Source organism: Nostoc foliaceum FACHB-393, from assembly GCF_014698505.1.
GTDB lineage: Bacteria > Cyanobacteriota > Cyanobacteriia > Cyanobacteriales > Nostocaceae > Nostoc > Nostoc foliaceum_A.
This window is the reverse complement of sequence record NZ_JACJTD010000001.1, coordinates 71,182-88,184: the sequence shown is the minus strand read 5'-3', so window position 1 is coordinate 88,184 and position 17,003 is coordinate 71,182. Positions and strand designations below refer to the sequence as shown.

The 17,003-nt window shown below is 41.1% G+C and carries 20 protein-coding genes; 5 read left to right on the top strand and 15 right to left on the bottom strand.

Translation table 11 applies throughout. The features are described 5' to 3' along the window. Nucleotides 1-527 precede the first annotated feature (527 nt). Entirely contained in the window at nt 528-1,310 is a 783-nt protein-coding gene (locus H6G92_RS00380) for a peptidylprolyl isomerase (protein ID WP_190889652.1), read from the top strand. Between the two features lie 283 nt (nt 1,311-1,593). Here the strand turns inward: H6G92_RS00380 and H6G92_RS00375 are convergent, their stop codons facing one another. From H6G92_RS00375 to H6G92_RS00315, 13 genes are all read right to left on the bottom strand, one after another. After that, nucleotides 1,594-1,896: a HetP family heterocyst commitment protein gene (locus tag H6G92_RS00375; RefSeq protein ID WP_190889650.1), complete on the bottom strand. Its 303-nt coding sequence runs from the start codon at nt 1,894-1,896 to the stop codon at nt 1,594-1,596. A 64-nt stretch (nt 1,897-1,960) separates the two neighbouring features. Further along, on the bottom strand, nt 1,961-3,052 hold the full coding sequence (locus tag H6G92_RS00370; protein WP_190889648.1) for a T3SS effector HopA1 family protein: 1,092 nt from the start codon (nt 3,050-3,052) through the stop codon (nt 1,961-1,963). A 78-nt stretch (nt 3,053-3,130) separates the two neighbouring features. Further along, on the bottom strand, nt 3,131-4,321 hold the full coding sequence (locus H6G92_RS00365; protein WP_190889646.1) for a phosphotransferase family protein: 1,191 nt from the start codon (nt 4,319-4,321) through the stop codon (nt 3,131-3,133). A gap of 193 nt (nt 4,322-4,514) precedes the next feature. After that, on the bottom strand, nt 4,515-4,673 hold the full coding sequence (locus tag H6G92_RS00360) for a hypothetical protein (protein ID WP_242059019.1): 159 nt from the start codon (nt 4,671-4,673) through the stop codon (nt 4,515-4,517). Nucleotides 4,674-5,050: 377 nt separating this feature from the next. Beyond that, complete coding sequence (locus H6G92_RS00355) at nt 5,051-5,311, bottom strand: hypothetical protein (RefSeq protein ID WP_190889642.1); 261 nt, start codon at nt 5,309-5,311, stop codon at nt 5,051-5,053. Nucleotides 5,312-5,428: 117 nt separating this feature from the next. Further along, a complete protein-coding gene (locus tag H6G92_RS00350; RefSeq protein WP_190889640.1) occupies nt 5,429-5,695 on the bottom strand; it encodes a hypothetical protein in 267 nt (88 codons plus the stop codon). A 113-nt stretch (nt 5,696-5,808) separates the two neighbouring features. Beyond that, nucleotides 5,809-6,069 carry a hypothetical protein gene (locus H6G92_RS00345; protein ID WP_190889638.1) on the bottom strand — a complete coding sequence of 87 codons (261 nt, stop codon included), beginning with the start codon at nt 6,067-6,069 and terminating at the stop codon, nt 5,809-5,811. 113 nt (nt 6,070-6,182) lie between these two features. Then, a complete protein-coding gene (locus tag H6G92_RS00340; protein WP_190889638.1) occupies nt 6,183-6,443 on the bottom strand; it encodes a hypothetical protein in 261 nt (86 codons plus the stop codon). A gap of 113 nt (nt 6,444-6,556) precedes the next feature. Then, nucleotides 6,557-6,823, bottom strand: a complete 267-nt coding sequence (locus tag H6G92_RS00335; RefSeq protein WP_190889636.1) for a hypothetical protein — start codon at nt 6,821-6,823, stop codon at nt 6,557-6,559. A 113-nt stretch (nt 6,824-6,936) separates the two neighbouring features. Further along, on the bottom strand, nt 6,937-7,203 hold the full coding sequence (locus H6G92_RS00330) for a hypothetical protein (RefSeq protein WP_190889634.1): 267 nt from the start codon (nt 7,201-7,203) through the stop codon (nt 6,937-6,939). A gap of 114 nt (nt 7,204-7,317) precedes the next feature. Further along, a complete protein-coding gene (locus H6G92_RS00325) occupies nt 7,318-7,584 on the bottom strand; it encodes a hypothetical protein (RefSeq protein ID WP_190889632.1) in 267 nt (88 codons plus the stop codon). Nucleotides 7,585-8,642: 1,058 nt separating this feature from the next. Beyond that, the gene (locus tag H6G92_RS00320; protein WP_242059018.1) at nt 8,643-10,160 is read right to left on the bottom strand and encodes a M16 family metallopeptidase; all 1,518 of its coding nucleotides are present in this window, start codon (nt 10,158-10,160) and stop codon (nt 8,643-8,645) included. A gap of 29 nt (nt 10,161-10,189) precedes the next feature. Then, complete coding sequence (locus H6G92_RS00315) at nt 10,190-11,959, bottom strand: M16 family metallopeptidase (protein ID WP_390625436.1); 1,770 nt, start codon at nt 11,957-11,959, stop codon at nt 10,190-10,192. A gap of 159 nt (nt 11,960-12,118) precedes the next feature. Here H6G92_RS00315 and H6G92_RS00310 point away from each other — a divergent pair, with 159 nt between their 5' ends. After that, nucleotides 12,119-12,733, top strand: a complete 615-nt coding sequence (locus H6G92_RS00310; protein WP_190889630.1) for a TetR/AcrR family transcriptional regulator — start codon at nt 12,119-12,121, stop codon at nt 12,731-12,733. Nucleotides 12,734-12,781: 48 nt separating this feature from the next. On the opposite strand, the gene H6G92_RS00305 is transcribed toward H6G92_RS00310, so the two are convergent. After that, complete coding sequence (locus tag H6G92_RS00305) at nt 12,782-13,222, bottom strand: DUF4332 domain-containing protein (protein WP_190889628.1); 441 nt, start codon at nt 13,220-13,222, stop codon at nt 12,782-12,784. Between the two features lie 172 nt (nt 13,223-13,394). After that, nucleotides 13,395-14,195 (bottom strand): PhzF family phenazine biosynthesis protein, encoded by an 801-nt coding sequence (locus H6G92_RS00300; protein ID WP_190889625.1) that lies wholly within the window; start codon nt 14,193-14,195, stop codon nt 13,395-13,397. Nucleotides 14,196-14,534: 339 nt separating this feature from the next. Between H6G92_RS00300 and H6G92_RS00295 the strand changes: the two genes are divergently transcribed. The 3 genes from H6G92_RS00295 to H6G92_RS00285 all read left to right on the top strand — a co-directional run bounded on the left by H6G92_RS00295 (nt 14,535) and on the right by H6G92_RS00285 (nt 16,792). Beyond that, nucleotides 14,535-14,789 carry a hypothetical protein gene (locus H6G92_RS00295; protein ID WP_206758367.1) on the top strand — a complete coding sequence of 85 codons (255 nt, stop codon included), beginning with the start codon at nt 14,535-14,537 and terminating at the stop codon, nt 14,787-14,789. A 47-nt stretch (nt 14,790-14,836) separates the two neighbouring features. Further along, a complete protein-coding gene (locus H6G92_RS00290) occupies nt 14,837-16,219 on the top strand; it encodes an aminopeptidase P family protein (RefSeq protein WP_190889620.1) in 1,383 nt (460 codons plus the stop codon). An 87-nt stretch (nt 16,220-16,306) separates the two neighbouring features. Further along, nucleotides 16,307-16,792, top strand: coding sequence for a hypothetical protein (locus H6G92_RS00285; protein WP_190889619.1), 486 nt, complete (start codon nt 16,307-16,309; stop codon nt 16,790-16,792). The last annotated feature ends 211 nt before the right edge of the window (nt 16,793-17,003 follow it).

Below are 17,003 nucleotides of genomic sequence, written 5' to 3'. Positions count from 1 at the left end.
CCATAGGTAGGGGCGCACAGATAGATGTGCGTCCCTACAAGGGGTTGTGGTTTAAATAAATGAAAAGGGCTGTAAGCCACATATGGCAAGGAAATTTTAGAGTTATCCTCTGTCGTTGATCGTCTATGCGATCGCACAAATTATTGTCCTTAAAGTAAATCAACTATAGCCTTACTTAATCATTCGTGAATAACGAGATCCCCGACTTCTCTAAGAAATCGGGGATCTGAGCCTTGCAATTTAATTTGTATAAAGAATGACTAGCTTGCAGTAGTATCAACATTGTATTTTGATTGTTTACTTTTAGATATTAGTTTTTTCAATTACTCTACTTTTATCAAATAATAGAAATCATTTATCACTTCAAAATTATTTTATTGTTGCACAAGATAAAATATTTAGTTACTATTAACCAAAGGCAATAATAAATAATTAAATCTAAAAGCCATTATAGATATAATTAATATTGTCTGAATAGCACTAATAACGTCCTATTAATTTAGGTTAGCAATTGGAGGAATTAGATTATGTCAAATGTATTGACTGTTTCTCCTGAGGATATTCTTGACCACATAAAGCTTGCTTGCCAAATCCCTAGCATATTGGAGGCGATCGCAACTCGAAAAATTGTTGAATATGAAGCGAAAAAGGCAGGTATTCAAATTGGTTTAGAAGAACTGCAACAGGCCGCAGATAGCCTGCGTTTAGCCAACCGACTTATCAAAGCAGAAGATACCTGGGAATGGTTAGAAAAATATCATCTTTCTTTAGACGACTTTGAAGCAATAGCCGAAACTAAGTTACTGTCTGCCAAATTAGCCAATCATTTATTTGCAGACAAAGTTGAACCATTTTTTTATGCACACCAACTAGATTACGTTGGAGCAGTAACTTATGAAGTTATATTGGATGATGAAGATTTAGCTCTCGAACTGTTTTATGCACTGCAAGAAGGTGAAATTAGTTTTCAAGAAATCGCCCGCCAATACATTCAAAATACTGAAATGCGCCGGGCTGGAGGATATCAAGGAATACGTCTCCGCACCGATTTTAGACCGGAGATCGCAGCAGCCATCTTTGCTGCTAATCCCCCACAAATTCTCAAGCCAATAACTACTCCAAAAGGAGTGCACATAATTGCCGTTGAGGAAATCATTAAACCTCAATTAGACGAACAGCGACAGTTGAAAATTATCGAAGACTTGTTTGCTAATTGGTTAAAGGCACAAATTGCCACTATGGAAATAGTGACAAAATTCACAAAGGATGTTAGTCCTCAAGTATCCAAAGATGTGTTAATACAGGCTTAATTCTGCTTCTAAAAATGCTTAACAGTAAGTTGTGGCGGAAGTTTGCCTATCTTGAATAAACAAGGGGTTTAAGCCCCTTGTTACGCCCCAAGTCTTGTTCAGGACTTACGCAAAATCATGAAAAAACGAACCGCCAAGTGCGCCAAGTAATAAGAGTTGTAGAGGGTTTTTGCTAAGTCCTGGTTAATTGAGATAATAACGCCAGTTGCTCATGAAGGTTTCCCCTATGAGCAACTAGCATGCGAAATTTTATGAGACTGATGCTATTTTTTAATATTTAGTTTTAACGACGTTTATCACTACGCCCTTGAATCCAGGCTGACTCTAGTTTCAAAAGTCCTAAATTCCCAGAATCGGTTTGATGACAGTTTGCTTTGCGAAATCGGCAGTTATTTTTGATTAATCGAATGTAGGTGCGCGAGGGTATGTATTTGAGAGGATTGTAGCCACCAAAACGTAGGATTAAAACACAAGCCCAGGAATACTTTCCAGCAGAAACAGCTTTGACTATCTGTTCTAATTCTTCATTAGTAAAGTTAAAATTGTGATCTAATTGTTCATTAGACTCGGAAAATTCTTGAGTCATATAATTACCTCGTCAGCGAAAATATGATCTTCAATCAGGAATCAGGAGTATCACGTCCAGCAGTTCAGAGATTCAAGGAAGTGTAGATATCATCCGAGTTGGCATTGAGATAAGGACGTTTCAATTCAATTTCCCATAATGAGAAATGTCGCAAAATTGCTGACATCCTATCTGCTGGCGTATTATTCCCTAGTTGCCAAGCCTCAACCAAACCATTAGCGACAATTTGGCAGCGGTGTGTACCAAAACTTTCTTGGTCACCAAACTTGCGGTCTGGTTCTTCAGCGATCGCTAACCCTGGTGCTATAAACTTGGTAAATAAAGGTACTTGCTCCTGAAAATGCAATTGATTTTCTCTATATACCCTCTCTAAGACTGGACGAACAAGTTCATAGTCCTTTTTGTCAAAATAAAGCACTGCTGAGTCGTAACGCCCATAATCGGAAGGGTTGTACAATGCTTTAAATGAGAAAGCAATAGATATAGCATTGAGTTGGGTAGTCAAATCGTTCATGACTGCAACTGAACCTTCTGGGGTCAAGTTGAAGTACACACGCACCAGAGTTTGATAATTTCGAGCCATAGCTGCATTAGCAACTGCCATATAAAATCCGTTTTGTACCAGATTATTAGGCATTCTGATTGCTACCGAGTCACCGATATTAGCAGCTTGTTGTAAGCTATCAGGTTCAATGTGTAGCCTCAAACCATTCTTATGCACCACCAAACTACCATCTGTGTCTTCTTTGACAACCAGCCAATCATGATTCCAGTAGCCTACACCTCTGTTATTTTCATGTAAGCGATCATAAAAAGCTATATCTACGCCGTATAATGTATTGTTTTCGAGATTTTGGTTCAAAGCCAAATTCGTTGCTTCAGCGTTGGATGACAAAAGACTTTTCGATGAGCCGTTGTAGTAGAGAGCGTAAAGAAAACTACGTAGTTGATGACTCAAAAACTTATTTTGGAAATCTAAAGATAATTGCTGAAAGTGAGAGACTATTGATTCTGGTACTTCCACCGGGTCAAAGTCTGGATGTTTAATACAATGGTGGGACTGGATTTCAACCTTATGAACGATATCTTGTAGTGATATCTGCAATGACTCTGGAATATCTGACAGTTGATTTGCCAGCGAATCTAATAGTTGCATAAAACCTTGCCTGTCAATGATGTGGAGAGATAGGGACAGACAAACAAAAATGTTTGCGTCCCCTTGTTGACTTTGAATTTATTTTGAAGCGGGAGATAAGTTAATCGGAGAGAGGGCTGATGCATCTACACCAAAAATTGTTGATATCGATGCTTCTGGACGGCATAATAAACTCTTAGCAACCTGGAGTATGCAAATACCTTTATTACCAAAGGTTTTTTCGTGCTGGAGTTTGGCTTGAATAGCTTTAATCAAAGCAAAACCGCAAAACTGCATAACCCTCTGTAAGAAATCAGGACGATGTTCTAAAATTTCAGGGAAAGCAGTAAGATAAGCAGTTATTAACTCTCTAATAGAAGGTTGGAGCAGATGTAGAGGAGTTGTTGCTAGGCGTAAAGACTCTTGAATAGCCATTGTTTTACTAGTCATCATGCTATGTAGCCAAAGTTGTAAGTAGCTGGCTATCAGTGTTCCTAAATCACTAGCAGGATCTCCCCAAGCGCCGCGTTCCCAATCAATCAATCGAATAATACTCTCATCTGAAGACGATTGATCAAAAGCAGCTTCTTCCCAACTCAGAGATAGGAGAATATTGTTCAGTTTCAGATCATTATGGGTTAAACAACACGGGGTGAAAGCATTACTCAACTCTGCGATCGCCTCTCCTAAACTATCATAACGTTGATAAAGAGACAAAAATTTCAGTCCATCGGTGGGCAACTTGCCAAAAACTGCCGGGGTAACTCTATCCATTCCAAGATTCAGGTTAGGAGTTCCTTGGTTGAATGTATTCTCATTTTGAAAAAACTCCTGATAGTTTTGACGGTTAATAGATAGACGATGGACTGATGCCAAGGTGGTTCCAACTACGTTGGCAATTTCTATAGGAAAGAATTTCAAATTCTTTTCGATATAAAAATCCATCAAATCCCGATAGTTAGTTAGATAATTGAAAACAATGATGGAATTCTTGGCATCAAAATGTACTGCCTCCGAAAAATATGAACGAATATCGCTTAGTTCTGGGAAGGTTCGCAAAAAATTGTGAACTCGCCATTCTTTCAAAAACTCACCAGCAGTATTTCCCTCTCTTTTATAAGGCTCTTGCTTAATTAAGAGTTTCCGCTCATCTGGCAAGCTGATTAATAAGTTAAAGTTTTTAGCAGGTTTTAGCTCGATTTTGCTTAAAGATTTTTCATCTTGAGTACATAATCCATGAAGAATTAGGTAATCAAAAGCATTTTGAGAACTCAATAGAAATGATGCCATAGCTTCACATCGGGGTCAAGATTAACAACTAAAAAATTTTGTACACACATTTAGAAGACATTGGTAATAGATTAAAAACTATTATGCCCACCTAATTATGTCTACAATAATCATACAAGTCCTACTATTATCTTCGGTTGTATGAATAAATAATCAAGAGAATGTTAAAACAAGTCTAGAGATGTTTAAACTTTTAACTGGATGTACTATTGAATGATTTTGCTAACTCTGTAACTCCATAGATAGTAAATGCCAACAGCGCAAACTGAAGATTTTTCACACCATAGTTAAGAATTTGAGAAAGAGCGTCATCTGCACCAGCATATATAGATATATAATCTACGTTGCTCACGCTTATGAAAAAACTTTCTGAATTAGATGTATGCAGATCAGAAATGGTGATTCTTGACATGGATTTCGATTCCCAGAAGACATTGATCAATTAGTCAAGGTGAGCCAAGTTAAGTATTAATTACTTAATCATCTCGCTCGGTAGTCAGGAAAAAAACTAATAAAATTGATCAACTGCTCTAATTGAGCTTGATGAAGCTGTAAATTGCTTAATCTAATCGGCTATCCTGGTTTTTGGTAATCAAGAAAGCTGATTCTTGAAATGTTGTCCTAAAATAATTGTCACAGTTGAAAAGATTTGGTAGCGATTAAGCAATACATACATAGCTTAATCGCTAATTAAAAAAGTCCCAAAGAGCAATGTAGCTCAGTAGTAAATTACAAGAAAGTATCAGATTCGCTGAATGACTTGATGATGTGTGCAGTCAAACTAGCTCCAAAGGCTAACAATCCGAACTCTTGTCCCTTAATGCCGTAAGCTAAAAGTGGCTCTAGTCCGTCAGCAACATTGGAAACTTCACTACCACCACCATAAATAGTAATGGAATCTACATTGTTCAGGTCGTTGAGGAAGCTTTCAGAATCTTGGAACAGTTCAGAACCAGTGGTATTTAGTTGTGAAAGAGCGATACTCGCCATAATTTTCTCCTAAAATAATTGTTACTGTTGAGCAAATTTATTTGGCAGCGATTAAGCTGTATATTGCTTAATCGCTAATCCCAAAAGTTCCACAGAGCGATGTAGCTCAGTAGTAAATTACAAGAAAGTATCAGTGTCGCTGAATGACTTGATGATGTGTGCAGTCAAGCTAGCTCCAAAGGCTAACAATCCGAACTCTTGTCCCTTAATGCCGTAAGCTAATAGTGGCTCTATGCCCTCGGAAACATCAGAAACATCACCATAATCACCACCACCATAAATAGTGATGGAATCAACATTGTTCAGGTCGTTGAGGAAGCTTTCAGAATCTTGAAACAGTTCAGAACCAGTGGTATTTAGTTGCGAAAGAGCGATACTTGACATAATTTTCTCCTAAAATAATTATCACAGTTGAGCAGATTTGGCAGCGATTAAGCTGTGTATTGCTTAATCGCTAATTCTAAAAGTTCCACAGAGCGATGTAGCTCAGTAGTAAATTACAAGAAAGTATCAGTGTCGCTGAATGACTTAACGATGTGTGCAGTCAAGCTAGCTCCAAAGGCTAACAATCCGAACTCTTGTCCCTTAATGCCGTAAGCTAATAGTGGCTCTAGTCCATCGGAAACACTGGAAACATCAGCATTACCACCATAAATAGTAATGGAGTCTACATTGTTCAGGTCGTTGAGGAAGCTTTCAGAATCTTGGAACAGTTCAGAACCAGTGGTATTTAGTTGCGAAAGAGCGATACTTGCCATAATTTTCTCCTAAAATAATTATCACAGTTGAGCAGATTTGGCAGCGATTAAGCTGTGTATTGCTTAATCGCTAATTCTAAAAGTTCCACAGAGCAATGTAGCTCAGTAGTAAATTACAAGAAAGTATCAGTGTCGCTGAATGACTTAACGATGTGTGCAGTCAAGCTAGCTCCAAAGGCTAACAATCCGAACTCTTGTCCCTTAATGCCGTAAGCTAATAGTGGCTCTAGTCCATCGGAAACACTGGAAACATCAGCATTACCACCATAAATAGTAATGGAGTCTACATTGTTCAGGTCGTTGAGGAAGCTTTCAGAATCTTGGAACAGTTCAGAACCAGTGGTATTTAGTTGCGAAAGAGCGATACTTGCCATAATTTTCTCCTAAAATAATTATCACATTTGAGCAGATTTGGTCGCGATTAAGCTGTGTATTGCTTAATCGCTAATTCCAAAAGTTCCACAGAGCAATGTAGCTCAGTAGTAAATTACAAGAAAGTATCAGTGTCGCTGAATGACTTGATGATGTGTGCAGTCAAGCTAGCTCCAAAGGCTAACAATCCGAACTCTTGTCCCTTAATGCCGTAAGCTAATAGTGGCTCTATGCCCTCGGAAACATCAGAAACATCACCATAATCACCACCACCATAAATAGTGATGGAATCAACATTGTTCAGGTCGTTGAGGAAGCTTTCAGAATCTTGGAACAGTTCAGAACCAGTGGTATTTAGTTGCGAAAGAGCGATACTCGCCATAATTTTCTCCTGAAATAATTATCACAGTTGAGCAGATTTGGCAGCGATTAAGCTGTGTATTGCTTAATCGCTAATTTCAAAAGTTCCACAGAGCAATCTAGCTCAGTAGTAAATTACAAGAAAGTATCAGTGTCGCTATATGACTTGAGGATGTGTGCAGTCAAGCTAGCTCCAAAGGCTAACAATCCGAACTCTTGTCCCTTAATGGCATAACCTAAAACTGGCTCTAGTCCATCAGCAACATCGGAAACATCACCATAATCACCACCACCATAAATAGTGATGGAATCTACATTGTTCAGGTCGTTGAGGAAGCTTTCAGAATCTTGGAACAGTTCAGAACCAGTGGTATTTAGTTGCGAAAGAGCGATACTCGCCATAATTTTCTCCTAAAATAATTATCACAGTTGAGCAGATTTGGCAGCGATTAAGCTGTGTATTGCTTAATCGCTAATTCCAAAAGTTCTACAGAGCAATCTAGGCTCAGTAGTCAATTACAAGAAAGTATCAGTGTCGCTATATGACTTGACGATGTGTGCAGTCAAGCTAGCTCCAAAGGCTAACAATCCGAACTCTTGTCCCTTAATGCCGTAACCTAAAAGTGGCTCTATGCCCTCGGAAACATCAGAAACATCACCATAATCACCACCACCATAAATAGTGATGGAATCAACATTGTTCAGGTCGTTGAGGAAGCTTTCAGAATCTTGGAACAGTTCAGAACCAGTGGTATTTAGTTGCGAAAGAGCGATACTCGCCATAATTTTCTCCTGAAATAAGTGTCACAGTTGAGCAGATTTAGCGGCTATTAAGCTGTGTATTGCTTAACTGCTGATTCCATTTTTATTCGTAATTTTTAGAAAAATCAAGCTTGTAAACCTGATTCGTAAGACATAAATAAATGGGTTAAGTCTTTCTTTATGGCTCTATTTTTATTCAAAAAATGTTTTATAAAGGGTAGCATTAGGTTTATTTATACGCTTTCTTAACAATAAGGTGTTTTTGGTTTTTCATAATTATGTATTTATGTAATCTATGAAAATTATCACTGTCCAGATTCCCGAATTATTGAGAATTGGAGAATCTAACTTTTGACGAATGATTTACGACTGCTATATTTAGCAACCTATTCGAGTTGAAGCTAATAAAGCCAGGTGTAGGGACACGGCAGTGCCGTGCCCCTACGGGTGTACCTCACGTAAACGAGAACCGCTATATTTGGAGTTATCTGTTCAATCAGTTGGAAAAATATCTGAATAAAAATCGTGCGCTCTTAATTAATCTAAGAGCGCACGATCCTAATGACTATCAAATTGTTATGATTGTGCACCACTAAGCTGAAGTCGTAAATCCACTATCTGTTGATCTAGCCTAGTTAACCAAGCAGTAACAGTCTCTTCCATATTTTCTGTTGAAAGTATATTAGAAGTATCTACTTCCTCTGTTCTTGATCTTCTTCTTCTTCTTCCACCCTCTATAGTTCTCATTTCCCAAGCAGTTACTTCAGTAAGCAGACTTTCGCCACTACTAGAATGCAGGTCGGATATTATTATCATGACTATTGATGTACCTCACAAAATCTAGTGATATTACTTGATTTAGCCTTAGATAAGATTAAGCTACAAATCCAGACTCCATCACTTTTATTTTGCAATCTAATTTTAAAGATTTAAATTTTTAGGCTTAATTTTCAAGACATAACTAAAGGAGTTTCGTCTGTAAAAGAAATGATTTTATAATATTCTGATATTGCTTGTCTTTCTAAATGAGTAGAGACACGATTGATCGCGTCTCTACTCATTTAGATTGCAATTTGTGATTAATTCTTCGCCTGTGGCTGCGAACCAGGAATGGTTACATCTATTGGTGTCACCTGTGCTGCTAGCTGCGTTAATGGTGGTTGAATGGCGGTTTGATTGCCCACCACTAGAGTCACAAGCTTTTCTGGCTTCAGGTATTCTCGTGCTACCCGTTGCACATCAGCGGCGGTGGTGGCGGCGACGGCTTTTTGATAGCGAAAGAGGAAATCAGCAGGATAGCCATAATATTCGTATCGCATCAACCGTGATAAGGTTTGGCTGGGGTCTTGAAAGTTGAATACAAAAGAGTTGAGTGTAGACTCTTTTGCAAAAGCGAGTTCTTTTGCAGTCACTCTTTGAGTTTGGATGCGCTTGATTTCATCTTGTAAGGCTTTGACAAACTGCACGGTAGCATCCGATCGCGTTTGCCCACCAGCAATAAACATGCCAGGATAGTCAAAACGGGGACTCCAGTGGCCATAGACAGAGTAAGCTAAACCTTGACGCGATCGCAATTCATTAAATAAGCGTCCACCAAATCCATTCAACACCCCATTCAATACATCCAGCGCTGCATAATCGGGATTGTCGAACCGTCCGCCTAAATGTCCCAGAAGCACACTACTTTGCGTTAGTTGTGGCTGATTGACAAAAAAGACTCCACCTGTATTAGCTGGCGAAACATTTGGTAATTTGGGTTTAGCAATACCTGGGTTGCGCTTCCAGTCACCAAACTTAGCTTGAATAAGCGATCGCATTTTCTTAGAGTCAAAATCCCCCACAATCCCCAAAATCATATTATTGGGGTGAAAGTATTGCTGATAAAACTTGAGCAAATCCTCACGCTCAACCTGATCCACCGTTGCATACTCTATGGTGCGAGCATAGGGGCTATCTTTCCCATAGATCAATTTCTTAAATTCTCGACTTGCAATCCCATCTGGATCATCATTGCGACGGGCAATGCCACCCTTAGCCTGTGTCTTAGCCAAGTCTAGCTTTTCTTGAGCAAATACTGGCGATCGCAACACCTCAGCAAACAGCCCAAACACCGTTTCTAAATCTTCACTGAGTGCGTCAAAGCTAGCACTACCAGAAGCTTCAGCAATACTAACTTCCACAGATGCCGCGCGTTGTTCCAACATCTCGTTGAGTTCATCAGCCGAATGCTTCTTAGTTCCCCCAGTTCGCATCACCGCCCCTGTAAAACCAGCCAAGCCGACTTTTTCCAGTGGTTCCAAGCGATTTCCTGTCCGCACAAACGCTGTCCCATTCACCAACGGTAACTCGTGATCCTCCATTAAATAGACAACCAAGCCGTTTTGGAGAACAAACCGCTCATACTTGGGTAACTTGATCTCAGGTAGCGGTGGCAACTGTAACTCTGTATAATGCTTTGCTTGTGCCGTCGCCGCCAGAGAAAAATTACAAGTTAAAAGTAAACATGCAAAAACAGCAACCAAAGCATAAATCAGCCCTTTCCCATTTTGCATTTTGAACACCATCCGCCTTTTACCCTTCACCTTGTACCTCTGCATTTCTCTCTACCTTTGCGTCTACGTTTCTCTTAAGCTTCTTTCGACAACAACTTACCAATCGTGCGATTTTTCGGTGTAAATGTCTCCTTTGCCACGCGCACAATATCAGCCGTCGTCACCGCCGAAATATCATCCAACTGCTTAAACAAATTCCGCCAAGAGCCAGTTTTCACTTCATATTCCAACAATTGTTGAGCCATCCCCATATTTGAATCGAGGGTACGTAACAAACCCGCCCGTGCTTGGGTTTTCACCCGTTCCAAATCAGCCACCGCTACAGGCTCAGTTTTTAATTTGTCAATTTCTTGACGCAAAGCCACCGCCAACTCATCAACTGTATGACCAGGAGCCGTGAGAGCATAGAACAACATCAGGTTTGGATACTTATCTCCAGGAAATCCGCTAAAACCTTGGGCATTTAGCGCCAAACGCTGCTTTTCTACCAAAGATTTATACAACCGCGACGTGCGCCCATCACTTAATAAACTGCCAATGATTTCATAAACTGCATTATCTGGATGGGTAATTGCCGGACGATGATAACCTTCTAAATACCAGGGCTGAGAAGGTAGCTGTAAAGTAACTTCCCGCGTTTGTTTTTGTGGCGGTTCCACCGGGATTTGTTCAACAGCTTTGGTTTTTGCTTGAAAGCGGCCAAAATAAGTTTGCGCCAGTTTTTTCACCTCAGCCGGGTTAACATCTCCGACAATGGCAATGGTCAAATTACTTGGTACGTAGTGAGTATCAAAAAACTTTTGGACATCTTCTGGGGTCAGATTACGGATATCTTGGTCATAACCAATCACCGGCCGCCTATATGGATGGGCTTTGTAAGCAGTATCGATAAACTTTTCCACCATCTGTCCAATAGGTGAATTATCTACCCGCATCCGTCGCTCTTCTAAAATTACATCTTTCTCTTTATAAAACTCACGACGAATTACAGGATCGAGAAACCGTTCCGACTCCAGCGACATCCAAAGTTCCAGCTTATTGGCAGGAAAGCTGTACAAATAACGGGTAGCTTCAGTTGAAGTATTGGCATTTAAACCCACGCCTCCCGCTTGTTCGACAATTTGCCCCAATTCGTTTTGCTTGACAAGCTTGGCTGCTTGCAATTCCACTTGCTTAAACTCAGCTTCTAACCGAGCAACCTCATCTTTTTTGCCATCGGCTTTTGCTGTTTTAATTTGGCCATCCAACCGTTCTAAGGTTTCTAATAGAGGTTTTTCTTTTTTGTAGTCTTCTGTACCAATACGCGTCGTCCCTTTAAACGCCAAATGTTCCAGAAAGTGAGCTACACCAGTTTTGCCATCTGGCTCATCCACTCCACCGACATTTGCATAGGTAAGAAAAGAAACTACAGGCGCTTGATGTCGTTCCAAGACAATGAATTTTAGACCATTGTCGAGGCGGAATTCCGTTAACTCCTTGATGACTCGATCCAGATAAGGTTGGATCGAACTTTGAACTGGTGGAGTTTGAGTTTTTGTAGGTTGCAGAACTCTTTGGGGAAAAGGTAACGTCTGAGTTTGAGCCAGAGCAATTTCTGGCAGCAATCCCCACCAGAAAATGATCAAAGCCAACAAAGCGACAAACAACCGCCGCAATATGACAGATATAGAACTTACGGATAAGAGATCCCCCAACCCCCTTAAAAAGGGGGCTTTTGAGATCCCACCCTTAAAAAGGGGGGTTAGGGGGGATTGAGGTTTCAGGTTTTGAGTGCGTAAGCCCTGAGATACTTTATCTGACCAATGCAAAATCCCCAATCTAAAATCCAAAATTGACCGACTCATCTGGTTCATAAGCGCAAATTAAGATAAAGTTACACTACCTAAAAAACAGGATACTTAGCAAAAGGGCGTTAATGTTGTATTAAGCATGTTAGGCTTTTTGTTCTTGACGTTAGACAATAATGCTACAAATCCTGTTCCGCAAATCTCACCATAACTGTTATGCGAGTTTTTAATTCTTCCCCACCCTCAGAGGCTCAGACACGCACCCGGATTTTACAGGCAGCACAACGCTTGTTTGCCTCTCAAGGATTTGACGGCACTACCACCCGCGACTTGGCACAAGCAGCAGGTGTAGCTGAAGGCACTCTCTTTCGTCATTTTCCCAATAAAAAGGCAATTTTGGTGGAAGTAGCCACGAGTGGATGGGTAGAGATTCTCACAGATTTGTTGACAGAATTAAGTGAGATGGGCAGCTATAAAGCCGTAGCTCAGGTGATGCGTCGCCGGATGTGGAACTTCCAAAAAAATGCCGATTTAATGCGCGTTTGTTTTATGGAGGTGCAGTTTCATCCTGACTTGCGCGATCGCATCCAGTTAGAAGTCATTACCAAAATGACTGATGTGGGCGAAGCATTCTTTCAAACAGCTATGGATAAAGGCATTTATCGCAAAATGGATGCCAAGCTAGTTGCCAAAGTTTTCTTGGGAATGTTTGCGATCGCAGGTTTTTCTAACAACACTCTCATAGAACCTGACGCTTCTCCCCAACAAATGCAGGAAATGGCAGAAGGACTCGCTGATATCTTCCTTAATGGTGTTTTAGCCAAAGAGTAAAGAATTATGAGTTAGGAGTTATGAATGATGAATTATGAGTTTTAACTCCTAACTAATGATTGCTTGCGCTTGCTGACTCCACTGTTGTACTAGCTCAATAGCTGGACACAAATCTCGTCGCTGCATTGTTGCTACTTGCAAACGCATAATTTGTTGGTGCAATCTGTGAGTGGGAGTTTGAGCCAACTGCGCCACAGAGCCAATACCCGCATGGAGCAATAAACCACAATATTGTATGCCTACACTGGGAATACGCGCCAAGTCAGCTAAAGCCATCCATTTATTTACATACTGAAGATGGATTTGTAGTTTATTTGCTAATGCTAGTCTTGCCTCTAGAGTTTTCCCTTGTTTAATTAGCGCTACTGTGCTAGGAATTCCACAATTTTGCAGTTGAGATTGTTCCTCGTGGCTCAGTCCAGGCAATTGCTCAATTGGCCAGTCACGAGATTGGATACGACTCCGATTATTTGTATTTTTAGCAGACATTTTTGAAATTAAATATAGGCTTCTTTAAATATTGTGACAGTTGCTTCTATGCAGAAATACGCTCTTGCAGTTTATTTGTATTTCTATGCCATCCAACCTCTTGCAATGCCATTGTGTCGGCTGACAATGCGGGTGAGTTTTTGCCAGATGCCATTGATTTGTAATATTAAGTTTATCCGGTAATTAACTCACCTCGCATAACAGTTACCGCTTGTCCGCTGAGAAAGACGCGATCGCCTCCGTCATAATACACCTTCACCACGCCACCACGACTGGATGCCTGATAAGCCAATAACTCATTTTTGTGCAAGCGATCGCGCCAGAAGGGAGCAAGACAGCAATGAGTCGCCCCAGTTACAGGGTCTTCATCAATTCCTAAACCCGGTGCAAATAAGCGAGAAACGAAATCATATTGAGAATCAGGGTTAGTGAGGCTGGTGACAATGATCTCAGAAATAGGCAACGTTTTCAGTATTTGGAAATTTGGCTGAATTTGCCGTACCAAATCTTCAGATGCCAATTCCACTAAATAGCCAAAGGAATTCAAGAAAACAGATTTGTACGGTACACCCAAAGCAGCCTTAAGTTCTCGCGGGGCGACAGTTTCTTGTGAATGATTCACAGGAAAATCTAACTCAATCCACTCACCTTGCAAGTTAGCAATTAGCACTCCGCTTTTGGTGTAAAAACGCGCAACTTCATTCCGTGGCAAATGCCCCTCTGACCAAAGCACATGGGCACTAGCTAAAGTTGCATGACCACAAAGCGGTACTTCTACCGTGGGCGTAAACCAGCGCAGATTGAAGCCATCATCCTGTCTAACTAGAAAAGCCGTCTCAGATAAATTCATTTCCTGCGCCACATTCTGCATCCAGCGTTCGTCTTGGGGAGTAGGCAAAACACAAACAGCAGCAGGATTACCTGTAAAAGGTGTATTGGTAAAAGCATCCACCTGGGTAATGGTTTGTCCCATTAGAGTCACCTTGAAAGTTAGACAGCAATATATTTATCAGCAGTGCGTTAAAGATTTATGCCGACCGTTGCAATTCTTCTAAGACTGCGGATCATTCCTAGAACACCAATTCAGTAATCCTGGAAGAACCTCTCCCCCAACCCCTCTCCGTTGGCGTCAGCCTGCCGTTAGGCATAGCAGAGAGGGGAATTTGGCTCCCCCTTCCCTGCTAGGGAAGGGGGCTGGGGGGTTGGTTTTTGATTACTGAATCGATGCTCTAGAGGCGTATAGCTGTGTTACATCTAAACGCGCCTACAGTACCTGATAAATTAGGAATAGAATTTCCAAAAACTAGGATAAATGTCAAAGCAAAACGGAAACATGACGATAAAAATCTTTAGAAGCATCTTTGCTGCTGTCAACTTGGCGCTAATTTCTGGAGGATTAGTTAGTTGTGCTGTTGAAGTACCGCAGCCATTTGCTCCAACTGAGCAACAAAAACCAGTCGTACAACCTAACCAGAACGACGAAGATGACGACGACAAAGATAGCGATCGCAAGAATAATGATCGCAAGGATGATGATGACGATGACGATAAAGACGATAACGACTAAATAAAGGCAAAGCTATAACCTTTATCCTTCTCTTTGAGTTTCCATTTATGCTGATTCAACAAACTTCTACTTCCCTCATCGATACTTTACGCCACCGTCGGCAACAACTAGCCAATCTCATTGATTTTCCAGTAATTTTGTGGTCAGGTAGCAACACTCCACGCAACTTTGCAGCAAATCCCTTTCCGTTTCGCGCTAGCAGTCATTTCCTCTATTTTGCCGGACTGCCATTATCAAAGGCGGCAATTCGTCTAGAAGCCGGCAAGCTAGAACTATTTATCGATGATCCATCACCTAGCAGCGCCCTTTGGCATGGAGAAATGCCAACCCGTGAGGAAATAGCTCAGAAGATTGGGGCGGATGTGGCTCGACCAATGGCAGAATTAGAGTCTTGGATAGAAGATGCCGCCACACTTGCTGTACAAGATGCAGCTACTTGGACGCAGCAGACGCAGCTATTAAGTAGATGGGTTTTACCACAAAGTCCTCCCCAAGGAATTGACTTGGAGTTAGCTAAAGCGATCGTTTCTCTCCGCCTCACTCATGATGAAGCTGCATTAACCCAGTTGCGAAAAGCTGCGGCTGTCACTGTTGAAGCGCACAAAGCTGGTATGGCAGCAACACCTAAAGCCAAGCTGGAAGCAGAAGTTCGTGCAGCAATGGAAGGGGTAATTATTGCCCACAATATGACCACTTCCTACAACAGTATTGTCACCGTTCACGGTGAAGTTCTGCATAACGAAGAGTATCACCATCCCCTACAAACAGGCGACTTATTACTTGCCGATGTTGGTGCTGAAACTGAGATGGGTTGGGCAGGTGATGTCACTCGCACTTGGCCAGTTTCTGGTAAGTTTTCATCTACCCAAAGAGATATATATAATGTTGTGCTGGCAGCCCATGATGTTTGCATTGCCAAAATACACCCTGGTGCAGAGTATGGGGATATTCATTTGCTAGCTGCCACGGTGATAGCTGAAGGTTTAGTAGAGTTAGGCATTTTACAAGGAAATCCTGAAGATTTAGTAGAAATGGATGCCCATGCGCTGTTTTTCCCTCATGGTATCGGTCATCTACTGGGTTTAGATGTCCATGATATGGAAGATTTGGGTGATTTAGCAGGGTATGAAGAGGGACGTGAAAGGAGCGATCGCTTTGGCTTAGGCTACCTCCGTTTAAATCGTCCTCTGCGTCCAGGAATGTTAGTCACAATTGAACCTGGCTTTTATCAAGTACCAGCAATTTTAAATGATGCAAATGTTCGCTCAAAATATCAGAATGTAGTGAATTGGCAGCGTTTATCTGAATTTGCTGATGTGCGCGGAATCCGCATCGAAGATGATGTTTTAGTTACCGCAGAAGGTAGCGAAGTTTTAACAGCCGCATTACCGAATAGTGCCAGTGCTATAGAAGATTTAGTGGGTTGTTAAAAAATATCCACTACTTTAAGCCCTGCTGATTAGTATCGTGAAGACATAGTATTTCACCTCGTGATATCTAAAAATAATTCCAAATTCATGATCAAAAACCCCATAGGATTATTACTCAACGGAGTTATTGTTAGCTTCGGACTCTTGCCATTATTAGCTCAAGCACAGCAGCCGGTTTCTGATACCCAAGTTGCAGCGATGGTAGAGGCGTTGCGACAGGCTGCACCGCAGACAAAAAATCCCAACGATGGATATTACAGCGAATGGCAAGTTAAACCAGAAACCCTCAAAGGCTGGACAAAAACTTGTCTTAAACGAGAACTGACACCGACACAGTTTGAAAACAGCCCTGCGATCGCTCGTCAAGTTGTCTCTTGTATTACCCGCCGTGAGTTAACCAATCAGTTGAGCGCCACCAACAATAATGAAATTGCATCTGTGCGCGGCGCAGCTTGTTGGTGGATGACTGGTAGCTATACAGGTTGTGACAAAGGCTTCACTGCTGAGTATGTGCAAAAAGTTGTCCGCTTTTACCAACAACAGCGTTCAAAACCAACAGCAACTCAACCATAAAAGGGCAATTACAGGAGTTTTTAAATGATATGACCCGATAAGTAAGTCGGCGTAAATAATTATTGTTGCAATAAGGCAGGGGGCAGGGAGCAGGGAGAGAAAGAGTTTGAGCTTTATTTACTTTTATTTACATAGTTTGGTTTTATTGCACCGACTTACTTAATATTGGCAATCTAGTTTCATTCTGTGATCTAAAAAATCAACAAGGGAA

Coding starts and splice junctions, on each gene's coding strand:
- H6G92_RS00295 (WP_206758367.1), top strand. CDS start 14,535: ATGTCAAAGCAAAACGGAAACATGACGATAAAAATCTTTAGAAGCATC.
- H6G92_RS00365 (WP_190889646.1), bottom strand. CDS start 4,321: ATGGCATCATTTCTATTGAGTTCTCAAAATGCTTTTGATTACCTAATT.
- H6G92_RS00355 (WP_190889642.1), bottom strand. CDS start 5,311: ATGGCGAGTATCGCTCTTTCACAACTAAATACCACTGGTTCTGAACTG.
- H6G92_RS00350 (WP_190889640.1), bottom strand. CDS start 5,695: ATGTCAAGTATCGCTCTTTCGCAACTAAATACCACTGGTTCTGAACTG.
- H6G92_RS00315 (WP_390625436.1), bottom strand. CDS start 11,959: ATGAGTCGGTCAATTTTGGATTTTAGATTGGGGATTTTGCATTGGTCA.
- H6G92_RS00335 (WP_190889636.1), bottom strand. CDS start 6,823: ATGGCGAGTATCGCTCTTTCGCAACTAAATACCACTGGTTCTGAACTG.
- H6G92_RS00320 (WP_242059018.1), bottom strand. CDS start 10,160: ATGCAGAGGTACAAGGTGAAGGGTAAAAGGCGGATGGTGTTCAAAATG.
- H6G92_RS00300 (WP_190889625.1), bottom strand. CDS start 14,195: ATGGGACAAACCATTACCCAGGTGGATGCTTTTACCAATACACCTTTT.
- H6G92_RS00375 (WP_190889650.1), bottom strand. CDS start 1,896: ATGACTCAAGAATTTTCCGAGTCTAATGAACAATTAGATCACAATTTT.
- H6G92_RS00325 (WP_190889632.1), bottom strand. CDS start 7,584: ATGGCGAGTATCGCTCTTTCGCAACTAAATACCACTGGTTCTGAACTG.
- H6G92_RS00380 (WP_190889652.1), top strand. CDS start 528: ATGTCAAATGTATTGACTGTTTCTCCTGAGGATATTCTTGACCACATA.
- H6G92_RS00330 (WP_190889634.1), bottom strand. CDS start 7,203: ATGGCGAGTATCGCTCTTTCGCAACTAAATACCACTGGTTCTGAACTG.
- H6G92_RS00340 (WP_190889638.1), bottom strand. CDS start 6,443: ATGGCAAGTATCGCTCTTTCGCAACTAAATACCACTGGTTCTGAACTG.
- H6G92_RS00305 (WP_190889628.1), bottom strand. CDS start 13,222: ATGTCTGCTAAAAATACAAATAATCGGAGTCGTATCCAATCTCGTGAC.
- H6G92_RS00345 (WP_190889638.1), bottom strand. CDS start 6,069: ATGGCAAGTATCGCTCTTTCGCAACTAAATACCACTGGTTCTGAACTG.
- H6G92_RS00310 (WP_190889630.1), top strand. CDS start 12,119: ATGCGAGTTTTTAATTCTTCCCCACCCTCAGAGGCTCAGACACGCACC.
- H6G92_RS00285 (WP_190889619.1), top strand. CDS start 16,307: ATGATCAAAAACCCCATAGGATTATTACTCAACGGAGTTATTGTTAGC.
- H6G92_RS00370 (WP_190889648.1), bottom strand. CDS start 3,052: ATGCAACTATTAGATTCGCTGGCAAATCAACTGTCAGATATTCCAGAG.
- H6G92_RS00290 (WP_190889620.1), top strand. CDS start 14,837: ATGCTGATTCAACAAACTTCTACTTCCCTCATCGATACTTTACGCCAC.